Source organism: Iamia sp., assembly GCF_035575815.1.
GTDB lineage: Bacteria > Actinomycetota > Acidimicrobiia > Acidimicrobiales > Iamiaceae > Iamia.
The window spans coordinates 1-16,767 of the sequence record NZ_DATLXO010000140.1; the positions used below are offsets into that span (position 1 = coordinate 1).

Consider the following 16,767-nt stretch of genomic DNA (forward strand, 5'->3'; position numbering starts at 1 on the left):
GCCCGAGACCGGCCCCGCTGGTCCCTCCTCCTCCTCCTCCTCCTCCTCGTCGTCCACGTCGTAACCGAGGGCGTCGAGGTCGGCGACCAGGGTGGGTGTGTCGACCCCGAGGTCGAGGCGCTCGAGGATCGAGTGCAGCTCGTGCAGCGCCAGGTGGGGCCGCCGGGCAAGGGCGATGGCGACCAGCCGCCGTCGCGCCTGGGTGGGAGGAGACGCAGCCCCGGTCTCCGTCTCGGACATCTCCCAGCTCACCTCTCTGCCGCCGCCGTTCGACGGTAGCAGCCGACCTCGCGTCCTCCCGGGCAGGCGCCGCCCTACGATACGGCTCCGAGCGGGCCCAGCCGCGTGACCTCCTGACCCGGAGCCGACCAGCCGGCGGGTACCAGGTCAGGGGCGACATCGGCGAGGGGCACCATCACGAAGGCCCGCTCGGCCATGCGAGGGTGCGGCACCGCAAGGTCCGGCTCGGCGTGGCGCTCGCCGTCGATCCACAAGATGTCGACGTCGAGGGTGCGGGGGCCCCACCGCACCGTGCGCTCCCGCGACGCATCGGCCTCGAGGGCCTGGCCCCGGGCGAGCAGGGCCCGCGCCCCCACGGCGGTCCGCATGGCCACCACCACGTTCAGGTACCGTCCCTGATCGGGGCCACCGACCGGCGCCGTCTCGAACACGTCGGAGGTCGCGACCACCTCGTCACCGAGGGCGGCGATCGCCCCGCGCAGGTGGCCGACCCGATCACCGAGGTTGGAGCCGAGGCCCAGCAGCACCCGGCGCGACGGAGCCGAACCCGGGCCTCGGGCCTCGGTGCCCGGGTCGCTCACACCGTCCGACGACGGGTGATGCGGACCCCCGAGGTGGCGATGATCTGCGCCACCGGCGGACGCAGCTTGCGCACCGTGACGGTGACGCCGAGCACCCTGTCGTCGGAGAGGATCAGCTCGGCGATCCGGGCCGAGAGGCGCTCGAGCAGGCGGAAGCGCTCGGTCGTGATGACCCGCTCGACCAGCTCGCACACGGCGCCGTAGTCAACGGTCTCGTCGAGGTCGTCGGACTCGCCGGCCGGGCTCAGGTCGGCCTCGATGTCGAGGTCGACCTCGAGGGGCTGGGCGCGGTCCTGCTCCTCGGGCAGGGCACCGCACACCCCCAGGGCGGTGAGGCCCCGCAGCTCGATGCGGTCGGGGGTCGTCAGCTCAGACACGGGCGTCGGGGATGGTCGGGGCCAGGGCGACCAGCTCACGGCCGACGGGGCCGATCTGGCGGGTGAGCATGCGCTCGACGAGCATGGTGGCCTTCGGCGCCTCGGGCACGAGCCCGGACCAGATCACGTACGCCGCCACCAGCCCGGCGATGCGGTCGCCCAGCTCGTCGCCGTGGAGCAGGACGCGCTCACCGCCGGCCAGGAGGGCATCGATCTCGGGGAACAGCAGGGCCAGCACGGCGGGGGGGTCGTCGTGGGACCGGAACGGCCGGTGCATCCACGCCACCTCGAGCTCGGTGTAGCTGTGGAGGTTGTGGTTGGCCGGGATGATCGAGATCACCTTGCTGAACCCCTGTTCGCGCACCCAGATGATCTCCTCCTGGCGGCGCACCCGTCGGTGGTTGGCGCCGTACCCACCGGGCCGCTCGCAGACCGCGAAGCGGTCCTTGATGACCCAGGAGAAGTTGCGGGGGCGGATGCCCTGGGCCCACTTGCCCTTCATCCCCATCGGGGGTGTGTCCTCTCGGTTGCAATCGTGCGCGGCCCGACCCCGTGCCGGGGCCTCCGCGAGCCGCCTCCGATCATGCCCCATCACGCCACGAGAGGCGGGAGGCGTGCCGCGGCGGCGCCGGCTCAGGATACGGGGCGGGGACCGTTCGACACGATCCGGGCCGCGGCCACGGTCTCGGCCACGTCGTGGGCCCGCACCATGCCCGCGCCCGCCGCGTAGCACCACACCGCGGTGGCCAACGACCCCTCGAGCCGGTCGCCGGCCGGCACCGGCTCGTCGACGCCATCGGCGCGGGCCAGCAGGGCGCCGAGGAAGCGCTTGCGGCTCGTGGCCACCATCACTCCGAAACCGGTCGCGACCAGCTCGTCGAGCCGGCCGAGCAGAGCCAGGTTGTGGGCGGCGGTCTTGCCGAAGCCGATGCCGGGGTCGATCCAGAGCTCCCGCACCCCCGCGGTGCGGCCCCGCTCGGCCCGCTCGACCAGGAACGCCGCCACCTCGGCCACCACGTCGCCGTAGCGAGGGTTGCGCTGCTGCATGGTGCGGGGGTCGCCGAGCATGTGCATCGCCACCCAGCCCACGCCGGCGTCGGCCGCGACCTGGTGCAGCGAGGCCGAGACGTCGTTGACCAGCGTGGCGCCGGCGGCGATGGCGGCGGTGGCCACGACCACCTTGCGGGTGTCGACCGACACCCGCACCTCCGGGCTGAGGGCGGCGACGACGGGCACCACCCGGTCGAGCTCCTCGGCGTCGGGCACCGGCTCCGCGCCGGGACGGGTGGACTCACCGCCCACGTCGATCACGTCGGCCCCCTCGGCCACCAGGCGAAGCCCGTGGGCGACGGCCGCCTCGTGGTCGAGGTAGCGCCCGCCGTCGGAGAACGAGTCGGGCGTGACGTTCACGACCCCCATGACGAGAGGTCGATCGGGGGCCACTCGGGCGAATCTACGGCCTCGTCGGTCACGCCCCCGGGGTGGCCCTGTCCGCTCGGCCTCTCAGGCCTCGGCGGCGGTGTGCTCGAAGCGGACGATGATCGACTTCGAGGTCGGCGTGTTGCTCACCTCGGCCGTGCTGCCCAGCGGGACGAGCACGTTGGCCTCCGGGAAGTAGGCGGCGCAGGTCCCGCGCGCCACCGGGTAGGACACCAACCGGAAACCCGGCGCGCGACGGTCACCGTCGCTCCACTCGGAGACCACGTCGACGTGGTCTCCGTCGGTGAACCCGAGCACCTCGAGGTCATCGGGGCTGACGAACACGACGCGGCGACCCTGACGGATGCCGCGGTAGCGGTCGTCCAGGCCGTAGATCGTGGTGTTGTACTGGTCGTGGCTGCGCACGGTCTGCAGCAGCAGGCGCCCCTCGGGCACCCGCAGGATCTCGAGCGGGTTCACGGTGAAGCGGGCCGTGCCCGTGGCGGTGGCGAAGGTGCGGCTGTCGCGGGGGCCGTTGGGCAGGGTGAAGCCACCGGGCTCCGCCGCCCGCCGGTCGTAGTCCTCGAAGCCCGGCACCACCCGGCTGATGTGGTCGCGGATGCGGGAGTAGTCGGCCTGGAGGCCCTCCCAGTCGACCTGGGCCCGATCCGCCACCGAGCGGCGCGCGATCTGGGCGACGACCTCGACCTCGCTCGGCAGCTCGTCGACCGGGGGCCGCAGGAGCCCGCGAGACGAGTGGACCATGCCCATGGAGTCCTCCACGGTGACGGCCTGGGGGCGGCCACCCTGCTCGTCGCGGTCGGTGCGCCCCTTGCACGGCAGGATCAGCGATGTCGCCCCCGGCGCGGTGTGGGTGCGGTTGAGCTTGGTCGAGACGTGGACGGTCAGCCCGCAGCGGCCGAGGGCGGCGAGGGTGACGTCGGTGTCGGGCGCGGCGGCGCCGAAGTTGCCGCCCATGGACATGAACACCCGGGTCTCGCCCCGAGCCATGGCCCGGATGGCCTCCACCGTGTCGTGGCCGTGCTCGCGGGGCGGGGTGAAGGCAAACTCCGCGCCCAGGGCGTCGAGGAACTGCGACGCCGGCTTGTCGTCGATGCCCATGGTGCGGTCACCCTGGACGTTGCTGTGACCCCGCACCGGGCAGGCCCCGGCCCCGGGACGCCCCACGTTGCCCCGCAGCAACAGGAAGTTGACGATCTCGCGGATCGTGGCGACCGAGTTGCGGTGCTGGGTGAGACCCATGGCCCAGCACACGATGATGCGATCAGCGCCCATGACCAGCTCGGCGGTGCGGTCGATCTCGGCCTCGGCCAGGCCCGTGGCCTCGGCCACCGCGGCGGGGTCGAGGGTGGCGGCGTGGGCGGCGTAGGCCTCGAACCCGTCGGTGTGGCGCTCGATGAAGGCGTGGTCGAGCACGGGCTCGGTGGCGTCGCGCCCGCCTCGGCGCGCGTCTTCGTCGAGGAGCCGGGCGCCGAGGGCCTGGAACAGGGCCAGGTCGCCGTTCACCCTGATCGCCAACAGCTGGTCGGCCAGCTCGGTGCCCCGGCCGATCACGCCCTTGGGGCGCTGCGGGTTCTTGAACCGCACCAGTCCGGCCTCGGGCAACGGGTTCACGGCGATGATCCGGGCTCCGCCCTCCTTGGCCACCTCGAGGGCCGTGAGCATCCGCGGGTGGTTGGTGCCGGGGTTCTGACCCACCACGAGGATCAGGTCGGTGTCGTGGATGTCGTCGAGCAGCACCGTGCCCTTGCCGGAGCCGAGGGTCTCGCTCAGCGCCGCGCCGCTCGACTCGTGGCACATGTTCGAGCAGTCAGGCATGTTGTTGGTGCCGAGGGCCCGGACGAAGAGCTGGTAGGCGAAGGCGGCCTCGTTGCTGGTGCGGCCCGAGGTGTAGAAGATCGCCTGGTCGGGGTGGTCGAGGGCGCGCAGCTCGCCGGCGACGAGGTCGTAGGCGTCGGCCCACGAGATCGCCGCGTAGTGCTCGGAGCCGGGCCGGAGGACCACCGGCTCGGTGAGACGGCCCTGCTGGCCGAGCCAGTGGTCGCTGCGCCCGGCGAGCTCCGCGACGGTGTGGCGGGCGAAGAGGTCGGCCCCGACGGTGCGGCGGGTGGCCTCCTCGGCCACCGCCTTGGCCCCGTTCTCGCAGAACTCGGCGTGGGAGCGGTCGCCGGGCTCGGGCCAGGCGCACCCCGGGCAGTCGAAGCCATCCGTCTGGTTGATCCGGAGCAGCGAGGTGAGGCTTCGGCGCAGGCCCATCTGCTCGATCGCCATGCGGGTGCTGGCCACCACCGCCTTGACGCCGGCGGCCTCCTGCACCGGAGGCCCCACCTCGATGTGCTCGTCGCCCTGGTCGTGGGCGGGAGCCGCCTTGTGCACGGGTCGTCCTCTCGGGGCTCGCGGCGAGCCCGGGTCGTGGTCGGCGGCCGCCCGCCGCCTAGCGGGCACCTCGCGTGATGAAGCGCATGGCCTCCTGGCGGGTGGCCACGCTCGAGCGGAACAGCCCTCGCACCGCCGAGGTCACGGTGGAGGTGCCGGCCTGGCGCACGCCACGCATCGACATGCACAGGTGCTCGGCCTCCACGACGACCATGACGCCCTTGGGCTCGAGGGTCTCGGAGAGCGCGTCGGCCACCTGGGCCGTGAGGCGCTCCTGCACCTGCGGGCGCCGGGCGTAGCCGTCGACGAGGCGGGCCACCTTCGAGAGGCCGATGACCCGACCGTCGTCGTTGGGGATGTAGGCGACGTGCGCCTGGCCGACGAAGGGGATGAGGTGGTGCTCGCACATCGAGTACATCGGGATGTCGCGCACCATGACCATCTCGTCGTGATCGGCCTCGAAGGTGATCCTCAGGTGGCGACGAGGGTCCTCGTGGAGGCCAGAGGCGACCTCGGTCCACAGCCGGGCCACGCGAGCGGGCGTGTCGAGGAGCCCTTGGCGCTCGATGTCCTCGCCAATGGCGTCGAGCAGCTCGCGGACGGCGGCGGCCACGCGGGCCTCGTCGACGCCGCCGGTGGGACCGGTGGGAGGGCGAACGGGCACGGGGCCGTCGTCGGGGCGGGCGGTCGCGGTCACGGAGCCCCCTCGTAGGTGCGGACGTCGGCCAGGTTCCGGTAGCGCTCGGCGACGTCGAGGCCGTAGCCGATCACGAAGTCAGGCGGGATGCTGAACCCGACGTAGCGGAGGCCGAGGTCGCCCCTCTGCTGGCCCTCCCGGAGGAGCAAGGCGCAGACCTCGAGGCTGGCCGGGCCCCGGGCCAGGAGGTTCCGGCGCAGGTACTGGAGGGTGAGGCCGCTGTCGATGATGTCCTCGACGATGATCACGTCACGGCCGGTGAGGTCGAGGTCGAGGTCCTTGACGATGCGGACCACCCCGCTCGTCTTGGTCGCGGCACCGTAGGAAGAGACGGCCATGAAGTCACACTCGACAGGCCGGTCGATGGCCCGCGCCAGGTCGGCCATGAACACGAAGGCGCCCTTCAGGACACCGACGAGCAACGGGGTCCGCGCCGCGTAGTCCGTGGAGATCTCGGCGCCCAGCTCGGCCACCCGGCGGGCGATGTCCGCCTCGCTCACGACGACCTCTCCGAGCGCTGGATCGTCCGACGATGAGGGCGCAGGATCCATCGGCCGCACGGTACCGGCTCCGACCCCCCACCCCGCCGGTAGCCCCCAGACTTTGAGCGGTTGACCGCTCCTGGCGACGTCAACCGCTCAAGGTTGACGTCCACCGGGTGACGGGGGCTCGAGGTGGAGGCGCTGGGCCGAGCGGTGGACGCGCCAGCCCCCGGCGAGCTCGGTGGCCACGTGGGTGCCGGCGGCGACGGCGAGCACGCGCTCGACGGCCGCGGTCGAGGGCGGGTGGCCTCCGCCGGCCGGTCGCAGCCAGATCCGCAGAGCCGCCCGGGCCAGCGCGACGGGCGCGGCGGACAGGGCGGCGGCATCGGTGGGGTCGACCGCGGCGGCGAGGGTGTCGATCAGATCGGCGTCGTCGGCCAGCAGCCCGGCCTGGCGGGCCAGCACCGGCACCAGGTCGCGACCGGCCACGGCGGCGAGCAGGGGCAGCACCTCGTGGCGGACCCGGTTGCGGACGAAGCGCGGGTCGTCGTTCGACGGGTCGGCGACCGGGGTCAGGCCCTCGGCTGCGCACAGGGCGTGGGTCTCGGCCCGGCGGAGGGCGAGGATCGGGTGGCGAGGGCCGGGGCGCAGGGCCCCGAGGCCGGTCGACCCCGCCCCTCGCAGCAGGTTGACCAGCACCGTCTCGGCCCGATCATCGAGGGTGTGACCGGTGCACGCATCGGCGGGGAGCACCGACCAACGGGCAGCGCGGGCCCGGGCCTCGAGGTTCGGACCGGGCCCGACCTCCACCCGCTCCGCCCGGAAGCGAGCGCCGTACCGGCCCGCAGCGGCGGCCACCACGTCGGCCTCCTCGGCCGAACCGGGCCGAAGAGCGTGGTCGACGTGCACGGCGGTCACCTGGCACCCGGCCCCGACGGCCAGCACCAGCAGCGCGAGTGAGTCGGCCCCGCCCGACACCGCGGCGGTGACCTCGGTCCCCGGCGCCGGGAACGCGCACCGCCGCGCCAGCACTGCCACCGTTCCAGCACGGTCAGGCGTCACCGGGGCGCCTGTTCGGTCAGGCGGCGGGCTCGACCACGCCGACCCGGTGGAGCCAGGCGTCGGGGTCGCGGATCTCGGCCATGGTGGGCAGGTTGGCCGGTTCCTCCCACGCCTGGTCGAGCGTCATGGGGCCGCCGGCGCCCTCGACGGCCTCGATGAAGCGCTCGCCCTCCTCGTACTGCTTGAGCTTGGCGTCGAGGCCGATCAGCTTCTGCACGACCTTGATCACGGGGTTGGCCTGCTGGCGCCGTTGGCGCAGCACCTGGCCGAAGCGCACCGCGCTGGGGATCTGGTCCGCGCCGGCGCGGTCCATGGTGACGTCGCCGTGGCCCTCGAGCAGGCTCATGAGGCCGCCGATGTGCTCCATCAGATCCTTTTGGGCGGGCGTGGTGAACAGGGCGGCGATGCCCCCATCGTCGAGGGGGTTGCGGCCCTGGCGGATCTCCTCGGCGGCGCGGGTGACGGCGCTGAGGAGCTCCTTGGGGTCGTCGTCGACGGCGGAGACCATGCCGTCGACCAGGCCGAGGAAGTGCGCGCGCATCCACGGGATGCCGGTGAACTGCATGCGGTGGGTGACCTCGTGGAGGGCCAGCCACTGGCGGAACTCACGAGGTGGGAAGGCGAACTTCTTCTCCAGGGCCAAGATGTTGGGCCCCACGTAGTGGACCAGGTCCTGCTCCTCAGGGTCCTCGTCCTCGATGACCAGCAGGTCGTACTGGCCGAGCACCCGGCCCGACATCCACCCCAGCAGGGCGCCGACCTCGGCGCCCGCGGCCCGGCGGGCGACCGGGGCCAGCATCCCCGAGCCGACCTTCTCCTCGAGGCGGTTCGTGACCGGTCGCAGCAGGCGCTGGAACGAGGCGATGTTGGCCCGGATCCACGCGGCCCGGTCATCGACACGGGCCCGCGCCGGGCCGGCCAGGCTGCGCAGGCCGGTGGCCAGAGCGACCTGCTCCTCGGCCAGGGAGGTCAGCTCATGGAAGTCTGCGACCAGGGAGTCCGCGTGGTACGACCGGGCGAAGGGGTCGGTGCCCGCGGCGCGCACGGCCACGCGCTCGGCCAGCGCCCAGTCGATCGCGCTCGGGGACACGTCGTGGGTCCGATCAGGCCCGGCGCGACCCGCGGGGCGGGTACTTGGGCCGGACGACGGAGCGGAAGTAGCCGACGATCGTGGCGATCGTGGCCAGGACGACGCCTATGGCCAAGCCGACGGCCATCCACTGGGTCCAGACGACGGCACCGAGGAGCATGGGCGCAATCCTAGGGGCGGCACCGGGCGCCCCCCAACCGCAGGCGCAGGGTCAGCGAGCGGCGACGGGGCCGGCGCCCTGCCCCGCGTCGTCGCCCGGATGGGCCGGTCAGGCGATGTGTCGGCCGCGGGTGCGCAGCAGCTCCGCGGGGCAGTGCAGCGAGCAGTGGGCGGCGTCGTTGTAGACCGAGAGGCGCGTGGTGCACCCCTCCTCGGCGCAGGTGCGCGCCAGGGGAGGCGGAACAGACCGGACCGGAGCGGAGGCTCGGGCCCGGGGCACGGTCAGGCCTCGCCCTCGATCAGGTGGGCGACGCGAGCCTTCAGGGCCTCGGGCACCTCGTCGCGGCACTTGTGGGCCACGACCTGACGCAGCTCGGCCTGGAAGTCGAAGGCCTCGAAGCACTCCCCGCACGCGTTCAGGTGCGAGGTGATGTCCGCACGTCGCCCCTCGGTGAGCTCACCGTCGATGTACTGGTAGAGCTCGTGGAGAGCGTCGTGGCAATCGTCCATGGGAGGGGGTGCTCAACGAGCCTTCTGCGTCTGGCGGCGGGGCGGTGCGTCGGGGTCGGTGTCCTCGTCCGCGAGGCCACGACTCCGTGCGAAGTCGTACAACGACTTCTGGAGACGACTTCTTCCCCGGTGGAGCCGGCTCATCACCGTGCCGATCGGGATCTCCAGGATCTCGGCGATCTCCTTGTAGGAGAAGCCCTCGACGTCGGCCAGGAGCACGGCGAGTCGGAACTGCTCGGGGAGGTCCTCGACGGCCTCCTTGACCTCGTCCTCAGTGAACCAGTCCATCAGCTCGTCCTCGGCCGAGCGGCTGATCTGGGCCGCTTCGAGGCCACCGAGGCGGCGGTAGAGGTACAGGTCCTCGACCTCGTCGAGGTCGGTCTCGTCCGGGCGGCGCTTCTTGGCCCGGTAGATGTTGATGTAGGTGTTGGTGAGGATGCGGTAGAGCCAGGCCTTGAGGTTGGTGCCCTCCTCGAAGCCGCCGTAGCCCCGGTAGGCCTTCAGGTAGGTCTCCTGCACCAGGTCCTCCGCATCGGCGGGGTTGCGGGTCATCCGCAGCGCGGCCGAGTACAGCGACCCCATCAGGGGCATGGCGGCATCGGCGAAGGTGGCCTGGTCAGCCATCGGAGATCACCACACGAACCATGGTCCAACCGTAGCGGTCCGGGTGCTGGCCGCTCCCCCCGCCATGGGACCGAGGCCGCGGCCGGGTGGCTAGAGGTCGAAGTCCTCGCCCAGGCCCTCGACGAAGCGGTGGAACGCGATGTGGTCCGAGGTGAAGGTGCGGCGGTCGCCGTCGGGGCCCTCGACCTCGACCGCGTCGCCGTCGGTGGCCTCGATCACCCGCACCGGGCGCCAGCCCTGTTCGTACAGGAGCCCCCGGAGCTCGGCGAGCACCGGGTCATCACCCCATCCCGCCATCTCCTCGCTCCTCTTCGGCCCTGGCACTGGTGTGCACGCGCCGCCAGGCGGCGCCGACCCCCGGAACCCTACGCCCCTGTGGTCGACGACGGACCCGGGCTACGCCTGGGCCGAGACCTCGACGGTGTCGCAGCCGTCGTCGTCGGCGGCGACCTCGGCCCGGCCGTCGATGACACCGGTGTCGACGAACTGGGCGTCGACCTCTCCCTGCACCCGTTCGGGGACGTCGCTGAAGTAGGCCACCCGACCGGTGCCCGGCTGGTAGAACGCGGGGGTGTCGGCCCCGTCGCAGTCCCAGTCGCCGACCATGAGCTGACCCCGGCCCCCGGCTTCGGGCTCGAACTGGAAAGTGCGGGGCTCCGCGTCGGTCGCCTCCAGTCGGAAGCGCATCACCCGCCCGTCCCAGACCACCTGGACGGGGCAGCCGTCGCCCTCGAAGTCGGCCGTGAGCTCCTCCGCCCCGTTCGGCACCTCGATGGCGGGCACCGTCGGGCACTCGATGCCGCGCGGGGTGCCGCCGGCCTCCACCGCGACCCGGCCCGGGGCCTGCTCGGCGGCCAGTCGGGCCCGGGCCCACAGCCCGCCGCCGATCGCGCCGGCGAGGAGGACGACCACCACCAGGCCGGTCACGAGCGGGCGGCCGGCCTCGGGCTCGGCGTCGGGCTCGGGAGGGCGGGGGCCGAAGGCTCGGGTGCCCCGAGGCGGAGGGGTCGCACCGTCCGGCGTCGCCGCCCCCACGGCGCGCCGCCCGGCCCCCGCACCGACGCCGGCCTCGCCGTCGACGTCGTCGGGATCATCCGCTGGTGGTCGGTCGTCGTCGTGGGGGGCGACGACCGCCAGGGCGACCCCCGGCAACGCCACCTGGCTCGGGCTCACCGTCGCCCGCAGGCTGACGGCCATGGCCTCGGCCGACGCCGGCCGGCGGGACGGTTCGCGGGCCAGGGCGGCCTCGACCAGCTCGGCCAGCCGGGGCGGCACCGCCTCGTCGTCGAGCAGGGTCGGGTGGTCACCCACCTCGGCCGCGGCGAGGATCTCGCGAGATGTCGTGCCGGCGTGGGGCAACCGGCCGGTGAGGCAGAGGTACGCGACCACCGCGAGCCCGTAGACGTCGTTGCGGGGCTCGGGCCGCCCGCTCTCCACGAGGGCCGGGTCGACGTAGCCGGCAGTGCCCTCGACGGTGGGCAACCCCCCCACGCCGGCGAGGCCGGCGAGCCCGGGCAGGAGGTGCTGGGCCACGCCGAAGTCACCGAGGAGGGGTTCGCCGTCGGTGGTGAAGAGGATGTTGGCCGGCTTCACGTCGCCGTGGAACACGCCGCGACGGTGGGCCGAGCCGAGGGCATCGGCGATGCGGGAGAGGACGGCGACGGTCTGGCCGGGCGTGAGGCGGCCGCGCTCGGCGAGGAGGTCGTGGAGTGATCCGCCCCGGGCGAACGACATCACGATGGCCACCGCGTCGCCGTCGTCGAGCACGTCGATGACCCGCACGATGTGGGGGTGGTCGAGCTCGGCGAGGATCTCGGCCTCGCGGCGGAGCCGGGCGGTGCCCTCGTCGCTGGTCGCCGTGCGGGCCCGCTTCACCGCCACCACGTGGGCCAGGGCCCCGGTGCGGGTCGCGCGCCACACCGAGCCCGTGGTGCCCCGGCCGACGAGCGCGTCGAGGCGGTAGGGGCCCACGGTCTCCATGTCGGTCCGGTACCCCTGCCCTCCGACCAGGAAACGACGCCCGCACCGGGGGCCGGGCGGTCAGGCCGCGCAGCCGTCGACCGGCTCGGTCCCCTCCACCAGGCCGGTGAGCCACTCGAGGCCCTGGCGGAAGGCCTCTGGTGCGGCGCCGCCGTGGCTTCCGCCCTCGGGGAGCACCCGGAGCTCGACCACCTGGCCCAGGCCGCACATGCGGCCCTCGAGGATCCCGCTCAGGGCGACGGGCACGGTGTCGTCCTGCTCGCTGTGGATGATGAGGATCGGCGCGTCGGTCGTGACCTGCCCCGGGTTGTTCTCCACGGCGAGGGACTTCCACGGCTCGACCTCTGCGCCGCCGGCCCGCACCAGGTCGGTCGCCGGGACACCGGAGACCGCCGCGAAGATCTCACCGATGCACCCCTCGTCGACGGCATCGAGGCGCGCCACCCCCTCGTCGGTGAGGAACAGCGCCGGGTCGGCCTCGGGGTAGGCCGCAGCGATCCCGGCCACGATCATGTAGGCGAACCCGGCCTGGGGAAGGCTGGGCGCGACCTGCAGGATCAGATCGATCTCGGTGGCCGGGGCTCCGGCGAAGGTGCCCACCACCTCAAGCTCGGGAGCCCACTCGGCAGCGATCTCGCCGGCCCACAGGGCGCCGTGGCCGCCCTGGGAGTAGCCGGTGAGGGCCAGCTGGTCGCCCAGCTCGGCGTCGGGCAGCTGCGCCGCGGCCCGCACCGAGTCGATCACGCCGCGCCCCTCGCTCTCGCCCACGAGGTACGGGTGGCGACCGGGCGTGCCCAATCCCTCGTAGTCGGTCGAGGTCACGACCCATCCCGCGTCGAGGACGGGGCCCATCAGGGCCAGCGCCACGTCGCCGCCGTCCTTGGACGGGGCGCACTCGTCGGCGATGCCGGTGGTGCCGTGCGCGTTGGCCACCACCATCCGACCCTCCGCCGGGGCGGGGGCGGTGGGCACGAGCACCGTGCCGGTGACGACGATGGACTCGCCCTCCAGCGACTCCGAGAGGTACATCACCCGCCAGGTCGTCGACCCTTCGACCTGTGTGGGCGTGATCTCCTGGTAGCGCAGCAGGGTGCCGTGCTCGTCCTCGGGGATCGGGTCCGGCACGGCGTAGAGGTCGGCCCCGGCGTCGAGCTCCTCGGGCTCGACGTCACCCGCCTCCCCCTCGACGTCACCCGCCTCTGAGCTCGGGCTGATGCCCTCGGCCTCGATCGTTGCCGTGGTCGAGGACCCGTCGCCGTCGGCTGCGGAAGTGCCGCCCGAGCACGCGGCCACGGCGAGGAGGACCACGCCGGCCACGGCCGCCAACCGCGAGCGGGACGAGACCACGGGTGTCATGCCCGGGCACCATACCAAACCGTCGCGTCGGCGCACCGGATTGCCGCGTCCGCCTCCGCTTGTCGAGAGGTCGATCGGCACCCACCGAGGTAGCGCGTCGACCTGTCGACGGGAGGCTCCGGTCCCAGGCTCGCCGACCCGCGCGGACGCAGTCGCCGGGTCCAGCCTCCGGTTCAGCCTCCGGATCGGCGGAGGATCTCCTGCACCCCGTCCACCAGCCCGGCGCGGGGGACGGTGCGCTGGGCCGACTGATCGGCGCGCCACTCGTCGCGGTCGGTGATCTCCCGGGCCCGTCGGGCGCCCAGGGCGAGGTCCTTCAGCTGCACCTCGCCGGCCTCGAACTCGTTCTCGCCGGCGATGACTGCGACCGGCGCCCCGCGCTGATCTGCGTACCGGAGCTGTTTGGCGAACTTCTGGGTGCCCAGGTAGAGCTCGGCGCGGATCCCGGCGGCGCGGAGCTCGGCCACCATGGACTGGTAGTCGGCGACGCGGTCACGATCCATGACGGTCACCACGACGGGACCCGAATCGGTCATCCCGGCTTCGGCCGACCGGCGGGTGCGCAGCGCAGCGAGCAGGCGATCGACGCCGACGCTGGCCCCACAGGCAGGGACGTCCTGGCCGGTGAAGCGGCGAACGAGGTCGTCGTAGCGGCCCCCACCGGCGACGGACCCGAACTGGCGGGGCCGGCCCTTCTCGTCCGGGGTCTCGAAGGTGAGGGCGGCCTCGAACACCGGACCGGTGTAGTACGCGAGCCCCCGCACGACGCTGGGGTCGAAGACCACATCGCCGCCCACGCCCATGGAGTCGAGGGCGGCGGCGATGGCCGTCAGCTCCTCGAGGCCGGCCCGCCCGGTGGGATCGTCGCCCACCAGGTCGGTGAGCGTGTCGAGCACGGCGGTCCGTGACGGATCGCCGGCGCTGACGAAGGCGAGCACCAGCTCGACCTGCTCATCGGTGAGCCCGGCCCCCGCGGTGACGTCGCCGGACGCGTCGCGCCGCCCCGACCCGAGCAGCTGGCGCACGCCGTCGAGACCGAGGCGATCGAGCTTGTCGACGGCGCGCAGCACGTTCAGCTGCGCGCCGGCGTCGGTGACCCCGCTGCGGGCGAGGATGCCGCTCAGCACCTTGCGGTCGTTGACCCGCACCTCGTAGTCGCCCCGCGGGATCCCGACGCGCTCGAGGCTCTCGGCGAGCAGGGCGCAGGCCTCGGCATCGACGGCCATCGACGAGCTTCCGACCGTGTCGAAGTCGCACTGGGTGAACTGGCGGAACCGGCCCGGCCCGGGCTTCTCGCGCCGCCACACCGGCCCGGCCTGGTACCGGCGGAACGGGGTCGGGAGCGCCTGGTGGTGCTGGGCGACGTAGCGGGCCAGCGGCGCGGTGAGGTCGTAGCGCAGCGCGACCCACTGGTCGTCGTCGTCGCGCAGGGCGAACACACCCTGGTCCGGAGCGTCCTCGTCGGGGAGGTTCTTGCCGAGGGCGTCGAGGTACTCGATCGCAGGGGTCTCGAGGGGTGCGAACCCGTAGAGCCGGTAGCTGGCCAGCAGCGTCTCGAGCATCGAGAGGCGCGCCGAGAGCTCGTCGGCCGGGACGTCGGCGAAGCCGTTGGGCAGCCGGGCCTTGGGGCGGGCGTCTGCGGCCATCGTGGGCTCCTCATCGTCTCTGGTGGCCATCGGTGCACCGGAGCGGCCCGAGTACTGCTGATGGGACTTGAACCCATGGCCTCCTGGTCCACAACCAGGCGCTCTAACCAACTGAGCTACAGCAGCGCAAGGCTTCGATTGTGGTGCTCGCACCCACTCTCCCGCAACACGGTTGCCCCCCGCTCAGGTCACCGGTGCGGTAGGAACAGGGGAAACGAGGAGGGACCATGCGGACCGTGGGCGCACCCGGCCGAGAGGGCCACCAGCCGGCGCCGGCGCGTGCGGGCTCGGCCCGCGCCCGGATGACCGCCCGCCAGGTCGACGTCGTGCTCGAGGTGCTCCTGCTGGCCGCGCTCGCCACCGGGCTGGCCGCATGGACCGTCGGCACCGGGTGGGTCCGTTGGCTGACCGTGGCCCACGGCGTCTGCGGGCTGACCGTGCTGGTGCTCTCAGGCGCCAAGCTCCGCGGTTCGGTGCACACCGGGCTACGTCGCGGCCGCGCCACCCGGTGGATCTCGATCGGCTTCGGGGTCGGCATCTTGGTGACCATCGCCCTCGGCGTGGCCCACGCCACCGCGCTCTGGTTCGGCGTCGGTGAGTGGACCGCGCTGTGGACCCACGTGCTGGTCGCCGTGGTCCTCGTCCCGGTACTCGCCTGGCACGTGGGGAGCCGGCCGTCACGGCCTCGGTTGGCCGACCTCGACCGTCGCGCCGCGCTGCGGGGCGGGGCGGCGCTGGCCATCGGGGCCGCGGCCTACGCGGCCCAGGAGGTCGTGGTGAGGGGGACGGCGCAGCCTGGGGGCGAGCGCCGGGCGACGGGCTCCCACGACGTCGGCTCCTTCGACCCGGATCAGATGCCGGCGGTCTCCTGGCTCAACGACACCGCTCCGTCGGCGGTCGACGACGACTGGCCCCTCGTCATCGGAGGGCGACCGGTGACGATCGCCGAGCTCCGGGCGGCGACCCGACCGGTGACGGCGACGGTCGACTGCACCGGTGGGTGGTCGAGCACCCAGCGTTGGGACGCGGTGCCCCTGGCCGAGCTGCTCGAGGACGGCCGGGCCCGGAGCATCCGGGTCACGTCGTTCACCGGCTACAGCCGGCTGCTCCCCTACTCCGACCGGGCCCACCTGCACCTCGCGGTCGGGTACGGCGGTGAGCCGCTGCGCCGGGGCCACGGCGAGCCGGTGCGGCTCGTCGCCCCGGGTCGGCGGGGGCCGTGGTGGGTCAAGTGGGTCGTGGCGGTGGAGCTCGACGACCGCCCGTGGTGGCTGCAGCTCCCTCTCCCCCTGGAGTGACGACGCCCACCCCGCGGCGTTCTTCGATCGGACCAAGGACTGGGCCGACCTCGAGGAGATGGCCACCGCCGGCACCCTCGACCTCGACCGGGTGATCGGCGTCCTCGTCCGCCACCTCGGCGCGGAGAACCCCCGCATCGACCGCCTCCGCGCCCTCGGTTAGCGCGGACCGAAACCCACTCCGCGCCCCCGAGGTGCTCAGCGGTCGCCCAGGAGATCGGTCAGTGCGTCGACGAGTGGTCCCACGCGCTCAATCGCGACATCCCACACCAGCTGGTCATCGATGCTGGCGTAGATCACGTCCTGGACGTGGTCATCCCACGAGCGACCGGCGACGAACGTGGCCACGTGATCGGCCGCTTGCCGGGCGTCCCACAAGTAGGCGCGAGGGTCACGTGGCATAGAGGTCGAGACGACTCCGTGCGACCGACTCTGCAAAGTGGGGATCGCCGAGGGCAGACGGAGCGACGAGATCGACAGGACGACCGAACAGGTCCTCCAAGCCCTCCTTCAGACCGAAGTAGGCGTCGAAGCGGCTCCTCGTCGAGTGCGGATCGAAGTCGACGAGGAGGTCGACGTCGCTGGGCTCGTCGTCGAACCCACCGGCGACCGCAGACCCGAACACGTCGAGCCGCAGCACACCGAACCGGCGGCACAGTTCAGCGATGGCATCTCGCTGGGTCTTCAGCTCAGGGATCATCTCTCGACACTCACGGCACAGTTGGGGATACCCCATCGTCGCGCGTTGACTCGCCACCGGCTGCCGTCCGACGGCCGAGGTCGCCCACGAACGGCAGGCCACAGCGGAGCCCGAGCGGGGAATCGAACCCCGGACCTTCTCATTACGAG

21 protein-coding genes and 1 tRNA gene are annotated in these 16,767 nt (G+C 73.0%); 1 reads left to right on the forward strand and 21 read right to left on the reverse strand.

The features are described from left to right. From VNL12_RS14635 to VNL12_RS14725, 19 genes are all read right to left on the reverse strand, one after another. Positions 1-240 (reverse strand): hypothetical protein (locus VNL12_RS14635; protein WP_325595682.1); only part of this gene is annotated, 240 nt, incomplete at its 3' end. A 74-nt stretch (positions 241-314) separates the two neighbouring features. Next, a complete protein-coding gene (gene folK, locus VNL12_RS14640; RefSeq protein WP_325595683.1) occupies positions 315-821 on the reverse strand; it encodes a 2-amino-4-hydroxy-6-hydroxymethyldihydropteridine diphosphokinase in 507 nt (168 codons plus the stop codon). Beyond that, the gene (folB, locus tag VNL12_RS14645; protein WP_325595684.1) at positions 818-1,198 is read right to left on the reverse strand and encodes a dihydroneopterin aldolase; all 381 of its coding nucleotides are present in this window, start codon (positions 1,196-1,198) and stop codon (positions 818-820) included. The genes folK and folB overlap by 4 nt, the downstream gene beginning before the upstream one ends. Next, positions 1,191-1,700 (reverse strand): hypothetical protein, encoded by a 510-nt coding sequence (locus VNL12_RS14650; protein ID WP_325595685.1) that lies wholly within the window; start codon positions 1,698-1,700, stop codon positions 1,191-1,193. Before VNL12_RS14650 ends, folB begins: the two co-directional genes overlap by 8 nt. A gap of 131 nt (positions 1,701-1,831) precedes the next feature. After that, entirely contained in the window at positions 1,832-2,641 is an 810-nt protein-coding gene (gene folP / locus VNL12_RS14655; RefSeq protein WP_325595686.1) for a dihydropteroate synthase, read from the reverse strand. A 60-nt stretch (positions 2,642-2,701) separates the two neighbouring features. After that, a complete protein-coding gene (locus tag VNL12_RS14660; protein WP_325595687.1) occupies positions 2,702-5,014 on the reverse strand; it encodes an FdhF/YdeP family oxidoreductase in 2,313 nt (770 codons plus the stop codon). A 58-nt stretch (positions 5,015-5,072) separates the two neighbouring features. Further along, positions 5,073-5,678, reverse strand: coding sequence for a GTP cyclohydrolase I FolE (gene folE / locus VNL12_RS14665; RefSeq protein ID WP_349257859.1), 606 nt, complete (start codon positions 5,676-5,678; stop codon positions 5,073-5,075). Positions 5,679-5,707: 29 nt separating this feature from the next. Then, a complete protein-coding gene (hpt, locus tag VNL12_RS14670) occupies positions 5,708-6,262 on the reverse strand; it encodes a hypoxanthine phosphoribosyltransferase (protein WP_325595689.1) in 555 nt (184 codons plus the stop codon). An 87-nt stretch (positions 6,263-6,349) separates the two neighbouring features. Continuing rightward, positions 6,350-7,231: a tRNA lysidine(34) synthetase TilS gene (gene tilS, locus VNL12_RS14675; protein ID WP_325595690.1), complete on the reverse strand. Its 882-nt coding sequence runs from the start codon at positions 7,229-7,231 to the stop codon at positions 6,350-6,352. A 40-nt stretch (positions 7,232-7,271) separates the two neighbouring features. Then, positions 7,272-8,345, reverse strand: coding sequence for a zinc-dependent metalloprotease (locus VNL12_RS14680; RefSeq protein WP_325595691.1), 1,074 nt, complete (start codon positions 8,343-8,345; stop codon positions 7,272-7,274). Between the two features lie 13 nt (positions 8,346-8,358). Then, positions 8,359-8,505, reverse strand: coding sequence for a hypothetical protein (locus VNL12_RS14685; RefSeq protein ID WP_325595692.1), 147 nt, complete (start codon positions 8,503-8,505; stop codon positions 8,359-8,361). A gap of 108 nt (positions 8,506-8,613) precedes the next feature. Then, positions 8,614-8,784 (reverse strand): hypothetical protein, encoded by a 171-nt coding sequence (locus tag VNL12_RS14690; RefSeq protein WP_325595693.1) that lies wholly within the window; start codon positions 8,782-8,784, stop codon positions 8,614-8,616. Between the two features lie 2 nt (positions 8,785-8,786). Then, positions 8,787-9,014 carry a mycothiol system anti-sigma-R factor gene (gene rsrA, locus VNL12_RS14695; RefSeq protein ID WP_325595694.1) on the reverse strand — a complete coding sequence of 76 codons (228 nt, stop codon included), beginning with the start codon at positions 9,012-9,014 and terminating at the stop codon, positions 8,787-8,789. A 12-nt stretch (positions 9,015-9,026) separates the two neighbouring features. Continuing rightward, positions 9,027-9,638, reverse strand: a complete 612-nt coding sequence (locus VNL12_RS14700; protein WP_325595695.1) for a sigma-70 family RNA polymerase sigma factor — start codon at positions 9,636-9,638, stop codon at positions 9,027-9,029. A gap of 90 nt (positions 9,639-9,728) precedes the next feature. Next, complete coding sequence (locus VNL12_RS14705) at positions 9,729-9,935, reverse strand: hypothetical protein (RefSeq protein ID WP_325595696.1); 207 nt, start codon at positions 9,933-9,935, stop codon at positions 9,729-9,731. Between the two features lie 99 nt (positions 9,936-10,034). Next, positions 10,035-11,618, reverse strand: coding sequence for a serine/threonine-protein kinase (locus tag VNL12_RS14710; RefSeq protein WP_325595697.1), 1,584 nt, complete (start codon positions 11,616-11,618; stop codon positions 10,035-10,037). Positions 11,619-11,678: 60 nt separating this feature from the next. Then, the gene (locus VNL12_RS14715; protein ID WP_325595698.1) at positions 11,679-12,974 is read right to left on the reverse strand and encodes a lipase family protein; all 1,296 of its coding nucleotides are present in this window, start codon (positions 12,972-12,974) and stop codon (positions 11,679-11,681) included. 173 nt (positions 12,975-13,147) lie between these two features. Continuing rightward, complete coding sequence (gene hisS, locus VNL12_RS14720) at positions 13,148-14,620, reverse strand: histidine--tRNA ligase (protein ID WP_325595699.1); 1,473 nt, start codon at positions 14,618-14,620, stop codon at positions 13,148-13,150. Between the two features lie 52 nt (positions 14,621-14,672). Continuing rightward, a tRNA-His gene (locus VNL12_RS14725) sits at positions 14,673-14,746 on the reverse strand. 101 nt (positions 14,747-14,847) lie between these two features. Between VNL12_RS14725 and VNL12_RS14730 the strand changes: the two genes are divergently transcribed. Beyond that, complete coding sequence (locus tag VNL12_RS14730; RefSeq protein ID WP_325595700.1) at positions 14,848-15,918, forward strand: molybdopterin-dependent oxidoreductase; 1,071 nt, start codon at positions 14,848-14,850, stop codon at positions 15,916-15,918. 198 nt (positions 15,919-16,116) lie between these two features. Here VNL12_RS14730 and VNL12_RS14735 read toward each other — a convergent pair whose 3' ends face one another. Together VNL12_RS14735 and VNL12_RS14740 are read right to left on the reverse strand one after the other, a co-directional pair. Next, positions 16,117-16,266, reverse strand: coding sequence for a hypothetical protein (locus tag VNL12_RS14735; protein WP_325595701.1), 150 nt, complete (start codon positions 16,264-16,266; stop codon positions 16,117-16,119). A gap of 43 nt (positions 16,267-16,309) precedes the next feature. Next, positions 16,310-16,618: a nucleotidyltransferase family protein gene (locus VNL12_RS14740; RefSeq protein ID WP_325595702.1), complete on the reverse strand. Its 309-nt coding sequence runs from the start codon at positions 16,616-16,618 to the stop codon at positions 16,310-16,312. Between the last annotated feature and the right edge of the window lie 149 nt (positions 16,619-16,767).